The organism is Streptomyces sp. CG 926 (genome assembly GCF_003148825.1).
GTDB lineage: Bacteria > Actinomycetota > Actinomycetes > Streptomycetales > Streptomycetaceae > Streptomyces.
In genome coordinates, this window is the sequence record NZ_QGGZ01000001.1 from 691,903 (window position 1) to 709,573 (window position 17,671).

Consider the following 17,671-nt stretch of genomic DNA (forward strand, 5'->3'; position numbering starts at 1 on the left):
GCGGCGACAGCAGCGCAGACGCCCGCGGTGGCGGCAGCGGAGGCGACGACGGCCACGGCGACGAAGACGGAGACGGAGACGGCGGGTGGGGCGGCCGGATCCGGCTGAGGCGCCGCCGGACGGGCGAAGGCCCGGTGCGCTCGTCGCACCGGGCCTTCGCCGTGTACCGCTCCGCGCTCACCTCACCCGGTCACGGGTAGCGGCGCGGCGTCCAGGTGATCCTCGACCCGTCGGCCCGCTCGGTGACCTGCGTCTGCGAGGAGCCGATCAGCAGGATCGTGCGCATGTCCACCTCGGCCGGCTCCAGTTCGGCGAGCGTGACGATCCGCACCGACTGCTCGGGGCCACCCACGTCGCGCGCCACGACCACCGGGGTCTCGGGCGCCCGCAGTTCCAGGAGCAGCTCCCGGGCCTGGGCCACCTGCCAGGTCCGGCTGCGCGAGCCGGGGTTGTAGAGGGCCAGCACCAGGTCGGCCGCGGCGGCCGCGCGCAGCCGCTCCGCGATGACCTCCCAGGGCTTGAGCCGGTCCGAGAGCGAGATGGTGGCGTAGTCGTGGCCGAGCGGGGCACCGGCCGCGGCGGCCGCCGCGTTGGCCGCGGTCACCCCCGGCAGGACCCGTACCGGCACGTCCTTGTACTCCGCCTGCCCGGCCACCTCCAGGACCGCCGTGGCCATCGCGAAGACACCGGGGTCGCCGCCGGAGACCACGGCCACCCGCTTGCCGCGCCGGGCGAGGTCGAGGGCGAACTCCGCCCGCTCCGACTCCACCTTGTTGTCGGAGCCGTGCCGGATCTGGCCCGGCTTGACGGGCACCCGGTCCAGGTAGGTGGTGTAGCCGACCAGCACCTCGGCGTCGGCCAGCGCGCGTCGGGTCTGCGGGGTGAGCCACAGCGGGCCGGCCGGGCCGGTGCCCACGACGACGACCTCGCCGGGGCCGGACGGGACGCTGCCCGGGTTGCCGATGCGGCTGGGCAGCACGGCGACGGCGAAGTACGGCACGCTGTCGGGCTCGATGTCGGCGAGGAGTCCGGTGCGCTCACCGGCCATGGTGGCGCGCTCGACGTAGCGGGCCTCGGCGAGCCGGCCGCTGCTCTCCATCGCGCCACGCACGGCGGGGAAGGTCCGGCCGAGCTTCATCACGACCGCCGAGTCGGTGGCGGCGAGGCGGGCGGTGAGCTCCTCCTCGGGCAGGGTGCCGGGGAGGATGGTCAGCACCTCCTCGCCCTCGACGAGCGGGGTGCCGAGCCGGGCGGCGGCGGCGCTCACGGAGGTGACGCCGGGGATGACCTCGGCCTCGTACCGGTCGGCGAGCCGCTTGTGCATGTGCATGTACGAGCCGTAGAAGAGCGGGTCGCCCTCCGCGAGCACGGCGACGGTCCGGCCGGCGTCCAGGTGCGCGGCGAGCCGGGCGGCGGCGGCCTCGTAGAACTCCTCCATCGCCCCCTGGTACCCGCCGGGGTGGTCGGTGGTCTCGGTGGTGACCGGGTAGACCAGCGGCTCCTCGACGTGGTCGGCACGCAGGTGCTTCGCGGCGATCGAGCGGGCGATGGAACGGCCGTGGCGGGCGCTGTGATAGGCCACGACATCGGCCTCGGCGATCACCTCGACGGCGCGCAGGGTCATCAGCGACGGGTCCCCGGGGCCGAGCCCGACCCCGTACAGCCGCCCCTTGGCGATGCCGCTCGCGGCGCTCATTCGGCCACGCTCGCAATGGCGTTGAGGGCGGCGGCGGCCATCGCGCTGCCGCCGCGCCGGCCGCGCACGATCAGGTGGTCGAGCCCCGAGGGGTGGGCGGCGAGGGCGTCCTTGGACTCGGCGGCGCCGATGAAGCCGACGGGGACCCCGATGACGGCGGCGGGGCGCGGGGCGCCCTCCTCGATCATCTCCAGCAGCCGGAACAGGGCGGTCGGCGCGTTGCCGACGGCGATGACCGAGCCCTCCAGCAGGCCGCGGTCGCGCCAGACCTCCAGGGCGGCGGCGCTGCGCGTGGTGCCCATCTTCGCGGCGAGCTCCGGTACGGCCGGGTCGGAGAGCGTGCAGATCACCTCGTTGTCGGCGGGCAGCCGCTTACGGGTGACACCGCTGGCGACCATCTGCACGTCGCACAGGATCGGCGCGCCCGCCTCCAGCGCCGCACGGGCGCGCAGCACGACCTCGGGGGTGTACCCGAGGTCCTGCGGGAGGTCGGTCATTCCGCAGGCGTGGATCATGCGCACCGCGACCTGGGCGACCGTGTCGGGCAGCCCGGAGAGGTCCGCCTCGGCGCGGATCGTGGCAAAGGACTGGCGGTAGATGGCCGCGCCGTCCTTCTCGTACTCAAACACGGTGTACTCGCTCATTTCTTCACTACGTCGGGGTCGGTGCGGGCGTCCGCGAGTGCCGCGGCAAGTTCGAAGGGGCGTACGTCCTCGCGTACGGGGCGACCGGGCACGCCGAGCCGGTATCCGGAACCGGTGGCCACCAGGTCCACCCAGGCGGTGCCGCGCGGGTGCCCGCAGCGGCGCTCGCAGCCGGACCAGTGCACGGGCAGCGGACCGCGCGCCCGGTCGGCGACGGCCCGCGCGTCGGCGCGTACGTCGGCGAGGGATTTCGCGCAACCGGGCCGGCCGGTACAGGCGGTGACGGTCTCCCAGGGGCTGTCGGGGGTGATGACCAGCCCGGCGTCCTCGATGCGGGCGGCCCCGTGCCCGCTCACCGCCGGCAGGACGACGCTGCGCCACGGGGTGACGCGCAACCGGCCGCTCCCCTCGTCCTGCGCGACCCGCACCAGGACCCGCCACCGGGCGGTGTCGAGCCGGCCGAGCGGGGGCAGCACGCACAGGGCGGCACGGCCGTCGGGCCCGCCCGACCACCCCGGCCGGGGCGGGGCCGCGTACGGCCGGTCCACGGCGCGGGCGATCCCGGCGGCGATCCCGACGGCATCGAGCCGCCGACCGAACTCGACCGTTTCCAGAGCATGTCCGGCAGGCAACTCGGCCACCCGCCAGGCCTGCGTACCGGCTTCGGCGGCGGCGTCGAGGAAGTACCGGGCGGCCAGCAGCGCCGCGCGGGGGGCGTCCTGCCCGGCGAGTTCCACGGCGTCGGCGGCCCGGCCGAGCCGGATGAGCGCCCGGCCTGCGGAGCGGCCGAGGACGGTCACGTCGGGGCCGAGCGCGGCCACGTCGCCGCGGCCGTCGTCGAAGGCGAACAGGAACCGCCCGGACAGCGCCGCCGCCCAAGGGCTCGCGCACAGCAGCCGGTCGAACTCCACGGCCCAGGCGGCGGCGTCGGGCCGACCCTTCCCGTCCTGCCCGTCCTGCCCGTCCTGCCCGTCCAGGCCGTCCAGGCCGGACAAGGGCGAGGCCACGATGTTCCGTACCCGCTCATGACTCGGCGCGGGCAGCAGCCCGACCCGGTCCAGCAACTCCGCGAGCCCGCCACCGCACCCGTCGGCCAGGCCGCGCAGCTGCACGTTGCCGCGCGAGGTCAGCTCCAGGTGCCCGTCCCCGAACCGATCGGCGGCGAGCGCCAAGGCCTCGGCCTGCGCCACGGTGAGCAGCCCGCCCGGCACCCGGACCCGCGCCAGGAACCCGTCGTCCGCCGCGTGCAGCCGCAGCGCACCGGGGCAGGCGTCACCGCGCTCCCGTATGACGGGTTCGTCGCGCGACGATGCGGCGGAAGGGGGCTGGGGCATGGCCGCGAGCATACCCACGATCGGGTCCCCCCGACCTGTGTCCGTCACCACCCCGACCAGCCACATTCGCCCCCACCACCAAGCAACCCCCACCCGACCGATCCACCCCCACCGGCGTCCGAGCCGTGGGACCCGAGGCAGAACCCCGCCATTTCACCCCCACCGGCGTCCGAGCCGCGGGACCCGAGGCAGAACCCCGCCATTTCACCCCCACCGGCGTCCGAGCCGCGGGACCCGAGGCAGAACCCCGCCATTTCAACCCCGCCGGCGTCCGAGCCGCGGGACCCGAGGCAGAACCCCGCCATTTCAACCCCGCCGGCGTCCGAGCCGCGGGGCCCGAGGCAGAGCCCCGCCATTTCAGCCTCGCCGGCGTTTGAGGCGCGGGGCCCGGGGCAGAGCCCCGGCATTTCAGCCTCGCCGGCGTTTGAGGCGCGGGGCCCGGGGCAGAGCCCCGGCAACGGCGCCGCACCGGCATCTCCGCGGACCCGCACCCCGTCCACCCCCTCCACCCCCTCCACCCCGGCGGTAGCCACCCGCCACCCACCCCTAAGATGACCTTCCGGCGGACCACACGGCCCGCCGTCGCCGAGGACGGCGACATGGGAGGAAGCCCGGTGCGATTCCGGCGCGGTCCCGCCACTGTGAACCCCGCGGAGCGATCCGGCGACCGGGGTGAGTCAGGAACTCCCGCTGTCCTCACACTGCCCGGGGCGCGGAAACCCCGAGGAAGGCCTGCCGCCGCATGATCCTGCTGCTGTCGACGTCCGACACCGATCTGCTCAGCGCCCGCGCAGCGAACACGGCGGACGGCCCCGTCCCGTACCGGTTCGCGAACCCCTCCCGTCTTCCCCTCGACGACCTGCCCGCCCTCCTCGACGGGGCCGACCTGGTCGTCGTACGCCTCCTCGGCGGCCTCCGCGCCTGGCAGGACGGCCTCGACCTGCTCCTGGCCCCCGGCCAGACCCGCCCGGTCGTCGTCCTGACCGGCGAGCAGGCTCCGGACGCCCAGCTCATGGAGGCCTCCACGGTCCCCATCGGCATCGCGGCCGAGGCCCACGGCTACCTCGCCCACGGCGGTCCGGCGAACCTGGAGCAGCTCGCCCGGTTCCTCTCCGACACCGTCCTCCTCACCGGCCACGGCTTCGAGCCGCCCGCCGCCTCCCCGACCTGGGGCCCGCTGGAGCGCACGCCGGGGACCACCACCGGCCCGCGGATCGCGGTGCTCTACTACCGCGCCCACCAGATGAGCGGGAACACCGCCTTCGTGCACGCCCTGTGCGAGGCGATCGAGGCCCAGGACGCCCAGGCGGTCCCCCTCTTCGTCTCCTCGCTGCGCACCCCCGAGCCCGAGCTGATCACCGCGCTGGAATCGGCCGACGCGGTCGTCACCACCGTCCTCGCGGCCGGCGGCACCAAGCCCGCCACCGCCTCGGCGGGCGGCGACGACGAGTCCTGGGACGCGGGCGCGCTCGCCGGTCTCGGCGTGCCGATCCTGCAGGCCCTGTGCCTGACCGGCTCGCGCTCCGCCTGGGAGGAGAACGACGAGGGCCTCTCCCCGCTGGACGCCGCCACGCAGGTCGCGGTGCCCGAGTTCGACGGCCGGCTGATCACCGTCCCGTTCTCCTTCAAGGAGATCGACGAGGACGGCCTGCCCGCCTACGTGGCCGACCCCGAGCGGGCCGCCCGCGTCGCGGGGATCGCCGTACGGCACGCCCGGCTGCGGCACATCGACCGCCGCGACAAGAAGGTCGCGCTGGTCCTGTCCGCATACCCGACCAAGCACTCGCGCATCGGCAACGCGGTCGGCCTCGACACCCCGGCCAGCGCCGTGGAGCTGCTGCGCACCCTGATCGCGGGCGGCTACGACTTCGGGCCGACCGAGGGCATCCCCGGTCTGGTCTCGGGCGACGGCGACGAGCTGATCCGCGCCCTGATCGAGGCCGGCGGCCACGACCAGGACTGGCTGACCGAGGAGCAGTTGGCCCGCAACCCGGTCCGGATCCCGGCCGCCGACTACAAGCGGTGGTTCGCCGAGCTCCCGGCCGAGCTGCGCGACAGCGTCACCGAGCACTGGGGCGAGGCCCCGGGCAACATGTTCGTGGACCGCTCCGCCAACCCGGAGGGCGACATCGTCCTCGCGGCCCTGCGCCGCGGGAACCTCCTCATCCTCATCCAGCCGCCGCGCGGCTTCGGCGAGAACCCGATCGCGATCTACCACGACCCGGACCTGCCGCCGTCGCACCACTACCTGGCCGCGTACCGCTGGATCCAGGCGCGTGCCGAGGACGGCGGCTTCGGCGCCGACGCGATGATCCACCTGGGCAAGCACGGCAACCTGGAGTGGCTGCCGGGCAAGAACGCCGGCCTGTCCGCGGCCTGCGCCCCGGACGCCGCGCTCGGCGACCTGCCCCTGATCTACCCGTTCCTGGTGAACGACCCGGGCGAGGGCACGCAGGCCAAGCGCCGCGTGCACGCCACCCTGGTCGACCACCTGGTGCCGCCGATGGCGCGCGCGGAGTCGTACGGCGACATCGCGCGTCTGGAGCAGCACCTGGACGAGTACGCGCAGATCTCCGCGATGGACCCGGCGAAGCTGCCGGCCATCCGGGCCCAGATCTGGACCCTGATCCAGGCGGCGAAGCTCGACCACGACCTGGGGCTGGCGGAGCGTCCGGACGACGACGGCTTCGACGACTTCCTGCTGCACGTCGACGGCTGGCTGTGCGAGGTCAAGGACGCCCAGATCCGCGACGGTCTGCACGTCCTGGGCGGCGCGCCGACGGGCGAGTCGCGGGTCAACCTGGTCCTGGCGATCCTGCGCGCCCGGCAGATCTGGGGCGGCACCACGGCCCTGCCCGGTCTGCGCGAGGCGCTCGGCCTCGACGAGTCCAAGGCCACCCGCACCTCGGCGGACACGGTCGAGGAGCAGGCCCGCGCCTTGGTCCAGGCGATGGAGGACGCGAACTGGTCCCTGGACGCCGTGAACTCGGTCGCGGCGGACCACCCGGCGGATGTCGCGGCGGTCCTGTCCTTCGCCGCGCGCGAGGTGGTCCCGCGGCTGGCCGGCACCACGGACGAGATCACGCACGTGGTCGCGGCCCTGGACGGCCGTTTCGTCCCGGCGGGTCCGTCCGGCTCTCCGCTGCGCGGCCTGGTCAACGTCCTGCCGACGGGCCGCAACTTCTACTCGGTCGACCCGAAGGCCGTCCCCTCCCGCCTGGCGTGGGAGACGGGCCAGGCGCTGGCCGAGTCCCTCCTCACCCGCTACCGCACCGACAACGGCGAGTGGCCGGCGTCGGTCGGCCTGTCCCTGTGGGGCACGAGCGCGATGCGTACGTCGGGCGACGACGTGGCGGAAGCCCTCTCCCTCCTCGGCGTCCGCCCGGTCTGGGACGAGGCCTCGCGCCGCGTCACGGGCCTGGAGCCGATCCCGCTCGACGAGCTGGGCCGGCCCCGCATCGACGTGACGCTCCGCATCTCGGGCTTCTTCCGCGACGCGTTCCCGCACGTCATCGGCCTGCTGGACGACGCGGTACGCCTGGCCGCGTCCCTCGACGAGCCCGCCGCGGACAACTACGTCCGGGCGCACGCCCAGGCGGACCTGGCCGAGCACGGCGACGAGCGGCGCGCGACGACCCGTATCTTCGGCTCGCGCCCGGGCACGTACGGCGCCGGCATCCTCCAGCTGATCGACTCCCGCGACTGGCGTACGGACGCCGACCTCGCGGAGGTCTACACGGTGTGGGGCGGCTACGCGTACGGCCGGGGCCTCGAAGGACGCCCCGCCCGGGACGAGATGGAGACGGCCTACAAGCGCATCACGGTCGCGGCGAAGAACACGGACACCCGCGAGCACGACATCGCGGACTCGGACGACTACTTCCAGTACCACGGCGGCATGGTGGCCACGGTCCGCGCCCTGCGCGGCACCGCCCCCGAGGCGTACATCGGCGACTCCACCCGCCCGGAGACGGTCAAGACCCGCACCCTGGTCGAGGAGACCTCGCGCGTCTTCCGTGCCCGTGTGGTCAACCCCAAGTGGATCGAGGCGATGCGCCGCCACGGCTACAAGGGCGCCTTCGAGCTCGCGGCGACGGTGGACTACCTCTTCGGCTACGACGCCACGACGGGCGTGGTCGCGGACTGGATGTACGACAAGCTCACCGAGACGTACGTCCTGGACCCGACCAACCGAGCCTTCCTGGAGGAGGCCAACCCCTGGGCCCTGCACGGCATCGCGGAGCGCCTGCTGGAGGCCGAGTCGCGCGGCATGTGGGAGAAGCCGGACCCGCAGATCCTCGAATCCCTGCGCCAGGTCTACCTGGACACGGAGGGCAACCTGGAGGGCGAGTCGGAGTAGCCCTCCCGGAACAGCACAGAGGCCGTCCCCCTCACCCAGCCACCGGGTGAGGGGGACGGCTTTTCTCGTTCAGGCCCGCGCACCCCGAGCACGCGCACCCGAATACGTACTACGCCTTGACGGTCTGGTTCAGCGCGACGAGCGCCTGGGCCCAACGCACGTACTTCAGCTGCCCGAAGTCGGCGACGGTCTTGACCCCGAAGGCCTCGTGCAGCAGCTTGCCGTCCTCGTCGCTGACGCCCTTGAGCGCGGCGACGGGTGCCGCGAGCACCTCGGCGAGCGGCTTGTCGGCCCACGCCTTGTCGAGCACCTTGTCCAGATCGATCGCCATGAGCGTCCCTCTCGGAATCCCGAAACGAATATCGGGGCAAACCTAACCCAATCCGACAATCACCCCATGCTCCGACACCCCGGGGCACTGGACGGAGCACAAGCACGTCGAGCGGCGGTGGAACGCTCACTCAGGAAAACGCAGCGGGATGACCCGGCTCTGCTCGGTCGATGCCAGGAGATCGCCGACGGCGGGCCAGGCGGGGACCGCTCTCGGCACCACGAAGGCCGGATCCACGACCACGCCTTCGAAGGAACCGTAGGCCCAGTCGTCACTGCTGTCGGGAAGGGCCACGGCGCCGCCGATCACGCCCCTCAGGAGCCACCCCGGGCCGTCGCATCCGATGAACCGAACCGTCATCCGGTCCCGGCCGCGGGTATCACCCGCGACCGGAACCACAGCCCTGAGCTCGACGCCCTCCCGCCCGGACCACCGCTCGACCTCGGCGCCGCGAGCCCGCAGGTCCACCTCCAGCCGATCGCAGATCGTTCCCCACTCGGGTTCACCGGAGGTCCGGAAGGCTTGGAGTTGCAAGCTGGCGGTCGTGCCGCGAAACAGAACCACCTCCGCCAGTTCCTCCGTGTCGGACCGCAGAGGATTGACTTCCACCTTCCGCACGTCCTTGCGCGGCACCTTCAGCCCACCGAGATCGAGCAGGCCCATCGCCTCCCAATCCGTCTCGCTCACGTCCCACGGACCGATATCGGTTCCCCGGTACAGCGGCCGCGAGAGGTCACCGGACTGCAGGACTTCTTCATTCATCGCTACCGCCAACTCGAGCAGCGTGTCGACCTCCTGGTGCGTCATCGCTTCGTCAGCAATGACGCAGACCAACAGAGCAAGCACCCGTTCGAGCGTCAGCCCACCCGTGGTCCGGGCAACCTCGGCGGCCGAGAGGCTGCCGCGCAGCATTTCGATCAGGTTGTCGGCCTCATTACGCGACATGCCGGCGGGTACGTCGGGAAGCAGCTCCGGTCCCGTCCGCCCCTCTTCCCAGCGGAAGAGAACCAGGGACTTGAGGCCGAGGAGGAGAACCCATCCCGGTGCGACCCGATCCCATGTCCCCCACTCCGCCCGCTCCGATGAGCCCGGCGACAGTCGACCTTCACGCGTGAACTCGTGCAGAACGGCACGTGCTTCACTAGCCTCGGCGGCCACTCAACCATCCCCTCATAAGTTGCCAAGCCCGTATCCCGATGAGAGCCACCTCGGCCGCGCCAGTGGACGCATCGAGGGCTCGCCGCCGGGCACCCGCCCGAGCGGTGCCACCACCACGCCTGGTACCGAGCAGGCGCCCGGAACCATACGGACCGTGGCGCCGGCAGAATCGAGGCCTCCCCGGAAGGGACCCCTCGCCGTTCGGGCGGCTGCGCCGCACCAAGATCCGGCGGGGCCGACCAAGGCGCACGCAAGAGCCCCACGCGGAGACACGCGTGGGGCTCTTGACCACTCATCTACGGGCATGCCGCTGAACAGCGAGCGAGGGACTGTCAGGCGTACTCAGCTTGCGGCGGAACCCTTCACTTCACCATGGCCCGGAAATGCTCAAATCGCCCGGAATCCAGATCCACAAATTCGAGAATATCGAAGGACGTTTCACTGTCTCCCGACGTCGCCTCTTTGTAGATGAGCCAGATCCCTTCCCGAACGGCGAATCGGCACTCTTCTTCCAGTTCAGGCAGGCCGGCCGCCACCTCAGTGGAGTGGGACTCCCCCGTAACCAGATACCAAAGCATATTCAAGAAATGCGCTCTGGTAAACGGCGGCAAGTCGCAGGTCAAGGCGGCAAGGATGGCCGGCACTGCAATTGGCGCCACCTGGAACAGCATCGACTCCCGCTCCAGGTGCCCATCGAGCGTGTGCCCGACGGTCTCACCCAGCGTACGAGCCTCGAGCAGAGCCGTGAACGAGGAGGGAATGTGGGCGCCCGACTTTCCGCATCCGCACCGCAGCGCGGCCCAGTCATGCCGCTGCAGCTCAATAGTGACTACGTTCACCCCAGCCCAATCATCCATGGCCCCGCAGGGTCAAAAAGAACACCTGAGACGAAGTTTCCTGGCCCATAGCTCCCCTGACATACAGTGCAGATCTCTTTTTCCTGCAGAACCTTCCCCAGGCCATCACCGACATCTTCCCTACGCATAGCGCGGGTAAATATGACGTCATCTGCGTTCCATCCCGTGGCATTCAGGATGTTCGGCTCGGCGCAACTTCCGTTACCCGAGCAACTAACTGCAATATCACCGGTCCTCTTGTGCACGGCTGCCGTGTAGGTGCGTGACTTTGCCGCTCCCGTCGCAGCTTCAGCAGCTGCATCCCGGAGTGCGCTGGCGTCAGAGATCCTCGATTCCAGGTCCCAGTTACCCTGCGCGCGGTCCACTACCAGTTCGGGCTTGAACTTGCCCTGGGGACCTCGGGTACCGGCAGGGCAGTTATGGACGAGCACGGGGGCTGCGCCCGCGAGCACATAGTACGTGTGGAAGTCGTCGACCGTGAGGTTGTGCGTGGTGACGGCGAGCGGGTAATTCCGGGTGGCCTGGACTGTAAGGGTTGAGCCGTCGGGCTTGCGAAGCTGCTCGCCCTCGGCGAAGTCGCCGGCGTCGAGCCACTGGCGGCGGCTTTCGCTCCAGTGCGGGTGGTGGGAGGTGGAGGTGAGGGTGACCGGCGGGCCGCGGGGGTTCGCGTCGTCGGTCAGGGTGAGATCCGTGAACTCCTTGTCGTCGGGAGTGGTGATGGTGGCCGTGACCGTCTTGGCTTCGGTCTCACCGGTCTGCGGGTCCGTGGCCAAGACCTTGTCGCCCACCTGGACGTCCTCGATGGCCTTGCTCGTACCATCGGCCATCTCGACGCGCGCGCCCGTGGGAAAGCTGTTCCGCTTGATGGGGCAGGAAGCTCCCGCTTCGGAGTCGGCTGCGCGGGATTCCGCTCCTCCTCCGCCCGTCTCGGCGTCGGCATCGCCTCTGCCGGCCTTGGATTCTGTGCCGGCGCTGTCGGTTGCTGTCTCCGTCGCTGCCTTTTCGTCCCCGGCCTTTCGTGCTTGAGCCGCGGCAGCGGATGCTTCGCCCTCGGCCTTCTTGGCCTTGGTGAAGGCCTCCATGGCCTTGGAGGCCTTGCGCTCGGCGGCATTGACCGCGTCGTAGGCCTTGTTCAGCTCCTTGTAGATTTTGAAGGCCTTGATGCCGATCTTGATGGCCTTGGCCAGCTTGCCCCAAGGGACGGCGTTGAGTGCCGTGTTGATGCACGCCATGACGTCGCCCTTGGTGAAGCAGTCACGGGCGTCGTTGTAACCGATCAGGTCCAGGACCAGGTCGACTACGGCGTGCTTCAGTTCATCGCGCTTCTTCTTGGCCTTGTTCAGCTCGTGATTGGCCTCGTCCGCATCCCCCTTGGCGCCGCGGTTGCTGCTGGTTCCGCTGCCGCTGCTCACGGTGGCGCTGGAGTTGTTGGTGTTGCCGGTGTTGGTGTTGACGCTGCAGGAGGAGAAGTTGTCGCAGTAGACCTTGAGGCCGGTCGCGTCGGACTTGTTGAACGGGTCGTTGTTGGAGTAGGCGTACGCGTTCCACTGCTGCGGGTCGCCACCGTCGATGATCGGGTCGGGGCTGATGAACCGGCCCGTGGTCGGGTCGTACTCGCGGGCGCCCAAAAGGGTGAAGCCGGTGGACTTCTCTTTGGTGCCGCCGACGAATCCCTTGTCGCCAGCCCACGCATCCGGCGTCGGCTGGGTACCGCGTTCGTTGCCGAACGGGTCGGCCGGGCGGCGAACCTGGGCCAGGTCGGTCGCGTTGAACTGGACGCCGTTCGTGCCGTGGTGGTCCGAGGACTGGTAGGCGAGCGACGAGACGCCGGCCGTCGTGGTGCGGGTGACGGACAGACCGCCCGGCGCTCCGTAGGTACGGACGTTGGAGACCTTGCTGGTGGTGGTGTCCAGGGTGATCTGGTCGGTGCCGAGGTTGAGCGTGGTCTTGCCGGGGTCACGGCGGATGAGCTGGTTGCCGCCGGTGTCGTAGAGGTAGCTGGTGCCACCGCTCTCGCCGGTTCCGGTGATCTTGTCGAGCTTGCCCTGGTCGTTCCAGGTCAGGCTCTTGGTGCCCGGGGTGCTGGTGATCGAGGCGGTGTTACCGGTGGCGTCGTACGTGTACGAAGTGACCTTGGAGCCTGCACCGGTGGTCTCGGTGGAGGCCATCAGCGCGTGCGGGCCGCCGGTGCCGCCGCCCGTCTTCGGGTCGGTGGACGGAGCGTTGGGGCCGGAGCCGAAGGTCTGGGTGACCGTCGTGTCCTTGGCCGTGTTGCCGGTGACGTCCTTCTTCACCAGCTTGGTGCGGTTGCCGATCTTGTCGTACTCGTACTGCTGCCAGTACGGGGCCGGCCCGCCCACACTGGGCTTGCCCGTCCCGTCGACCTTCGGCCCGGTGGCGTTGGAGCAGCCGCCGATGCCGCGCACGCTCGGCTGGGGAGCCGTCGTGGTGGTGCCGGTGTCGGTCCACGCTTGGGTGAGCCGGCCGAGGTAGTCGGTCGTGAAGCACTGCAGGTCACGGGCCGCGCCGTCCTGCGTGTTGCTGATCGAGGTGAGCTGACCGACCCGGTTGTAGGTGTAGTCGATTACATCGACGCTCGCCGTGGCCGCGGTCTGCTTGTCGAGGGTGGACCGGACCGGCCGGCCCGTGCCCTCGTCGTAGTCGACGGTCGAGACGATCTGTCGGCCCGTGTCACCGAGAGTGGTGCGGATGGCTCGGCCGTAGGGGTCGTACCGCATGTCCACGACATACGGCGTCATCACGGAGCCGATTTTGCCGTCGAGCGAGGTGAAGCTGCCGACGGAGTTGATCCCGTATGTCAGGGTCTCCGCGCCGAGGCCCGCCTTCTCGATGCCCGGCAGGTCCGTGGTCTTGAGCTGTCCGTACTTGTCGTAGGTGTTCTTGGTCTCGTAGGTGCCCTGAAGCTCCTTCTCGACGGCGGGGATGGTGACCTTGGTGCCGAGGGGACGGTAGCCGCCGTCGTAGCCGGTGACCTCCGTGACGTACGGACTGCCGGAAGCCCCACCCACGAAACGCGTGCTGGTCGACGGCTTGCCGAGCGCCTTGGTGTCGTAGGTGAAGCCGCCGACCTGCTTGGCCGGGTCGACTGCCGCGCCCTCGTAGGTCGCGACCGTGCGGCCGAGGAGGTCGCTGACGGACGTGGCGGTCTTGCCACGGGCGTCCTTGACCGTGACGAGGTTCTTGGTGTCGTCGTAGAAGGTCTCCGCAGTGCCCGAGTCCGGGTCGGTGGTCTTCACCGTGCGGCCCAGGAGGTCGTAGGCGAAGGTCCACTCGTTGCCGGCGGAGTCCTTGCGGGAGAGCTCCTTGCCCTGGGTGTTGTTGACGTACGTGGTCTCGTCGTAGGCACCCGTGGGTGTGTTGCCCTTGTACTGGCGTACCACCGACGTCAGGCCGTTGGTGACCGTCGCCGTGGCGTAGCCGCCGGCCGGCGGGATGTTCCGGACCTCGTCGGCGCCCGGGTACTCCGTCTTCGAACGCCACTGCTCGGTCCCGTAGGCCTGGAAGACGGAGGCAGTGGTCCGGCCGAGTCCGTCGAAGACCGAGACGGTCTGGGACGGGATCTTGCTGTCCGGGTTGACTCCGCCGTTGGGCAGGAAGAGCGCCCCGCCGGGAGCCTTCTCGTCGTTGTAGTACGGCGCGCTGGTCTTGACCTGCCGACCGTGCGAGTCGAACAGCGCATCGGTGATCATGCGCCCGTCCACGCCCGACGGGGTGTGCGCCTGGGTCTGGCGGACGCGGCCGAGGCCGTCGTAGATCGTGTAGCTGTTGATGTACTTGCCGTCGTTCATGAGCGCCTGGCTCAGAACGGTGGTCGGCGCGTTCGTCCCGTTCATGGAGTACGAGAACTTGCGGACCGCCGGGTCGACGGACCGGTCCTGCCCCGGCTGCCAGATGGTGGTGACGCGGCCGAGGGAGTCATAGCCGCGCTCGGCCACGTGGCCGTTCTCGTCCGTGGTCTTCATCGGCAGCGAGCGGCCGGTGTCGAGCGTGGTGGTGGTCTTCCAGCCCAGCGGGTTGGTGTGGGTGACCTCGTAGGGCAGCGCGTTGGGCAGTGCCCTGTACTCGGTCTTGGTGACCGCGCCGTCCTGGTGGGTGCCGTCCTTGCGCACCTTGTTCGTGCTCGTGGTCAGACGGCCGTACGCGTCATACGTCGCCGTCATGTTGAGCCGGTAGACCGGCTTGCCCGCTCCGTCGTACTTCTCCAGCACCTCGGTGCCGGACTGGTCGGCAGTGGTCCCGGTCTGGCCGAGGGCCTTGCCGTCGTAGTACGTACGGGTGTCGCCGACCGTGTTGGCCGCCGTGGGGGTCTGACCGCACGCTCCCGTGAGAATCAGGGTGCGGGAAGCGAGCTGCGTGAGTGCGCCGCCGGGGCCGGTGGCGTACTCGAAGGTGGTACACATGCGCTGGTCGGTGCGGGAGACGTCGCCCTTGTCGTCCACCTGGAGCGGCCGCGAGAAGAGCGTGCCGTCGTACGTCGAGGTGCGCTCGTTGGTGCGCCAGGCACCGCTCGCGAGCTTGGCGCGGCTGGTGACCTTGCCGGTGTTCAACGCGCGGGCCGTGATGGCGGGCATGCCGCCGGACTGGGCACGGGTGGCGGTGACGGCGCCGAGCCAGGGGGTGGAGACCTCGTCTCCGACGACGGTGCCGCCGTCGCGGTCGTAGGTCTCGGTCTGGCGGACGAAGCCCGACAGGACCTCCTCGTCCTTGATGGTGCCGCCGTGCGCGTCGGGGACGTTCACGCTGCGCTTGGTGCCGTTGGCCAAGACGTCGCCGTCCATGCCGCGCAGGAAGGTGGCCACCGACTTGGTGCGCGGGGCCTCCGCCGCGTTGCCGCTACCGGTACGGGTGGTGACCGTGGCGAAGCCGCGGAACTGGTCCCACGTACGGGTCTTGGGGTCGGCGAACTCGGAGTCGTTGCGGTGCCAGGCGATGCCGCCGCCGTACTCGTAGTCGGTCACCGTGCTGACCTGGCCCGCGACCATGTCCTGCTGGGTGACGGACTGGACGACGACCTTGTGGAACCAGTCGTTGACCGGGTCCGGGTAGGACTGGCCGGGCAGGTACCACTTGACCGGCATGCAAGCCATGGTGTTGGTGTCGTCGGCCGCGGGCATGGTGCCCTTGACCCGCGAGCACTCCGGGGCCTTGTAGACCACGTTGATGCGGCCACCGGTCTCGGTGGTGATCGTCTGGATGCGCGGCCGGTTGTAGCGGGAGGTGCTGGCCTCGGTGCCGTCGGGGCGCTTGACCACGCCGTCGACACGGTTGGGTATCTCCAGCGGCTCGAACAGTACGGGCGGCACGGTCAGCGGGGTGCGCGCGTTGGTCGCGGTCCGCTGGATGGACTCGAGCCACAGGCTCGGGGAGGTTCCGTCACCCGGTGCCTCGAAGCGCTGCTTCAGCGCGTACGAGTCGATGTTGCGGTAGCCGCCGGTGCCCAGGACCTCGGTGTCGATCTTCGTCAGCCGCTTGGTGGTGAAGAAGGTCGGCGAAAGGTTCAGGCACTGGCCGGTGGCCGCGCACTCCTGGTCGACCGGGGTGTCGCCCCAGGCCGTGGCATTGGTCTTCCGCTTGGTGGGATCGCAGGCGTCGCCCGCTTCGAAGCAGCGGTCCCCGGGGCGGAGCCAGATCTGGGCGGCGGTGTTCGCCTTGCCCTTCGCGGTGATCTGGTCGGGCAGGCGCTGGCCGTAGCCGATCCAGGTCGGGTAGGAGGCACGCTGGTAGAGGGTCGGGGTGCCGTTGCCGTTGTTCTGGCCGCCGCCGCGCCCGTAGTAGTTGTCCTCCTGCTCGTAGCGGTAGGAGGTCAGGTTCTGGTGCGGGTCCACGACGTAGTCGAGGTTCCACTGCCAGCCCAGCTGCTGGTAGGTGCCGTTGGCCGGAGTGTCGGCGCCGAGGCACTTGTCCTGGCCGCTGTTGAAGTAGACGGGCATGGTGGAGACCGACTTGGCCTCCGGGTCGGTGCCGTCACCGCCGGGGAGGCGGTTGGACCCGAAGTAGTACTGCGTGCCGTCGGTCGTGGTGACGCGGAAGCCCTCGCCCTTCCAGGCGGAGTTGCGCCGGCCGGTCAGGCGCTCGATCTTGGTGCCGTCATCACCCTGCAGGCGGTAGACGCAGGTGTTGTCGTCCCGGACGATCTGCCCGGCGTGACCTGCCATGGACAGGGAGAGGATGTCTCCGGCCCAGCACTCGTCACCCGAGTCCTTGATGCCGGCGTCCTTGCAGCCCTTGTAGGAGCGGGAGATCGATCCGGGGTGCCAGTCCCAGCCCTCACCGATCAGGCCGGACTGGGCGTTGGTCGACGCGGTACGGCCGTCGATCGAGGAGGAGTCGTAGCCGAGCACCATGCTCGGCGCCGCACCCGCGATGGTCGACGGGATCTCGGCCGTGTAGCCGTAGGTGAAGTTCGCCGAGTTCGCCCCGGCCTGCCAGGAGGCGGAAGGCAGGAGCGGCGTCGCGGAGTAGTCGCCGAGGTTGCCGGACGGGCCCGGCTCCACGGCGAGTGCCACGCCCTGGGCGGCCATGACCTGCGGAGCCGCCGCGGACCCGGCCTGGGCACCCGGCTGCGGCTTCAGCAGCACGCTGGGAGCTGCCGCGTTCTTCGCCACCTCGACCTCGGCGACCAGGCGCCCGTTGGCGTCCCGGTGCGAGGCGACGGGCGTGCGGGTGGTGCAGCCGGCTGCACCCGGGGTGGTCAGGGCACATGCGGGCAGCTGCACCAGGCGAGCACGGTCGGCCCAGTTGGCCCCGGCGCTCTTCGCCCATGCCGACACGTCCAGGCCCACCTCGACCTTGCCCGTGGCGGCAACGCCCGCGGGTTCGGTGAGGGTGATCAGGGCACCGTTCACTCCGGCTGCGCGCGCCTTGGCCGCGTCCTTGACCTCGACGCTGAGACTGCCGGAGCTGCCGGAGCTGCCGGCCGAAGTGGAGTTCGCGGGTCCGGACGGCAGGGCCTTGCCGTTTGCGGCCTTCCCGGGTGCGACCCAGACGGGCAACTCGCCCGCTTGGACGGGCCCTGCGTCGGCACCGGGTTTCGAGGCGGGGCGGGATCCGACCTCGACCCGGCCGGCGCCGGCCGGTGCTTTCGACTTCGGCGCGGGCTTCCAGGGCTTGGCAGTCGGCGTCGCGCCCTTCGCGGACTTGGCGTCCGCCCCCTTGACCGGCTTCGTACCGGGCAGCGCGGTCTTCGGTGGCACCCACACCTTTGGCGGTTTGTCAGCCGCCTGGACTGCGGGAAGCCCCAGTCCGGAAACGAGAACGGCGAGTGCGGCAA

General features: G+C 70.6%; 8 protein-coding genes and 1 riboswitch. Of the genes, 1 reads left to right on the plus strand and 7 read right to left on the minus strand.

Annotated features, from left to right (window positions below):
- Positions 1–190 precede the first annotated feature (190 nt).
- From BCL76_RS02905 to BCL76_RS02915, 3 genes are read right to left on the minus strand one after another with little or no spacing between them, the layout of a single operon-like run.
- Positions 191–1,696, minus strand: coding sequence for a precorrin-2 C(20)-methyltransferase (locus BCL76_RS02905; protein WP_109777805.1), 1,506 nt, complete (start codon positions 1,694–1,696; stop codon positions 191–193).
- Positions 1,693–2,340 carry a precorrin-8X methylmutase gene (locus BCL76_RS02910; RefSeq protein WP_109777808.1) on the minus strand — a complete coding sequence of 216 codons (648 nt, stop codon included), beginning with the start codon at positions 2,338–2,340 and terminating at the stop codon, positions 1,693–1,695. The genes BCL76_RS02905 and BCL76_RS02910 overlap by 4 nt, the downstream gene beginning before the upstream one ends.
- The gene (locus BCL76_RS02915; RefSeq protein ID WP_109778317.1) at positions 2,337–3,686 is read right to left on the minus strand and encodes a cobalamin biosynthesis protein CobG; all 1,350 of its coding nucleotides are present in this window, start codon (positions 3,684–3,686) and stop codon (positions 2,337–2,339) included. Before BCL76_RS02915 ends, BCL76_RS02910 begins: the two co-directional genes overlap by 4 nt.
- A gap of 570 nt (positions 3,687–4,256) precedes the next feature.
- Positions 4,257–4,361, plus strand: a riboswitch (cobalamin riboswitch).
- A 55-nt stretch (positions 4,362–4,416) separates the two neighbouring features.
- Here BCL76_RS02915 and cobN point away from each other — a divergent pair.
- On the plus strand, positions 4,417–8,034 hold the full coding sequence (gene cobN / locus BCL76_RS02925; protein WP_109777814.1) for a cobaltochelatase subunit CobN: 3,618 nt from the start codon (positions 4,417–4,419) through the stop codon (positions 8,032–8,034).
- Positions 8,035–8,143: 109 nt separating this feature from the next.
- On the opposite strand, the gene BCL76_RS02930 is transcribed toward cobN, so the two are convergent.
- The 4 genes from BCL76_RS02930 to BCL76_RS02945 all read right to left on the minus strand — a co-directional run bounded on the left by BCL76_RS02930 (position 8,144) and on the right by BCL76_RS02945 (position 17,594).
- A complete protein-coding gene (locus tag BCL76_RS02930) occupies positions 8,144–8,365 on the minus strand; it encodes a hypothetical protein (protein WP_030390548.1) in 222 nt (73 codons plus the stop codon).
- Positions 8,366–8,491: 126 nt separating this feature from the next.
- Entirely contained in the window at positions 8,492–9,523 is a 1,032-nt protein-coding gene (locus BCL76_RS02935) for a DUF3710 domain-containing protein (protein WP_146228304.1), read from the minus strand.
- A 362-nt stretch (positions 9,524–9,885) separates the two neighbouring features.
- Positions 9,886–10,362 (minus strand): hypothetical protein, encoded by a 477-nt coding sequence (locus BCL76_RS02940; protein ID WP_109777819.1) that lies wholly within the window; start codon positions 10,360–10,362, stop codon positions 9,886–9,888.
- The gene (locus tag BCL76_RS02945) at positions 10,359–17,594 is read right to left on the minus strand and encodes a polymorphic toxin-type HINT domain-containing protein (RefSeq protein ID WP_109777821.1); all 7,236 of its coding nucleotides are present in this window, start codon (positions 17,592–17,594) and stop codon (positions 10,359–10,361) included. Before BCL76_RS02945 ends, BCL76_RS02940 begins: the two co-directional genes overlap by 4 nt.
- Positions 17,595–17,671 lie beyond the last annotated feature (77 nt).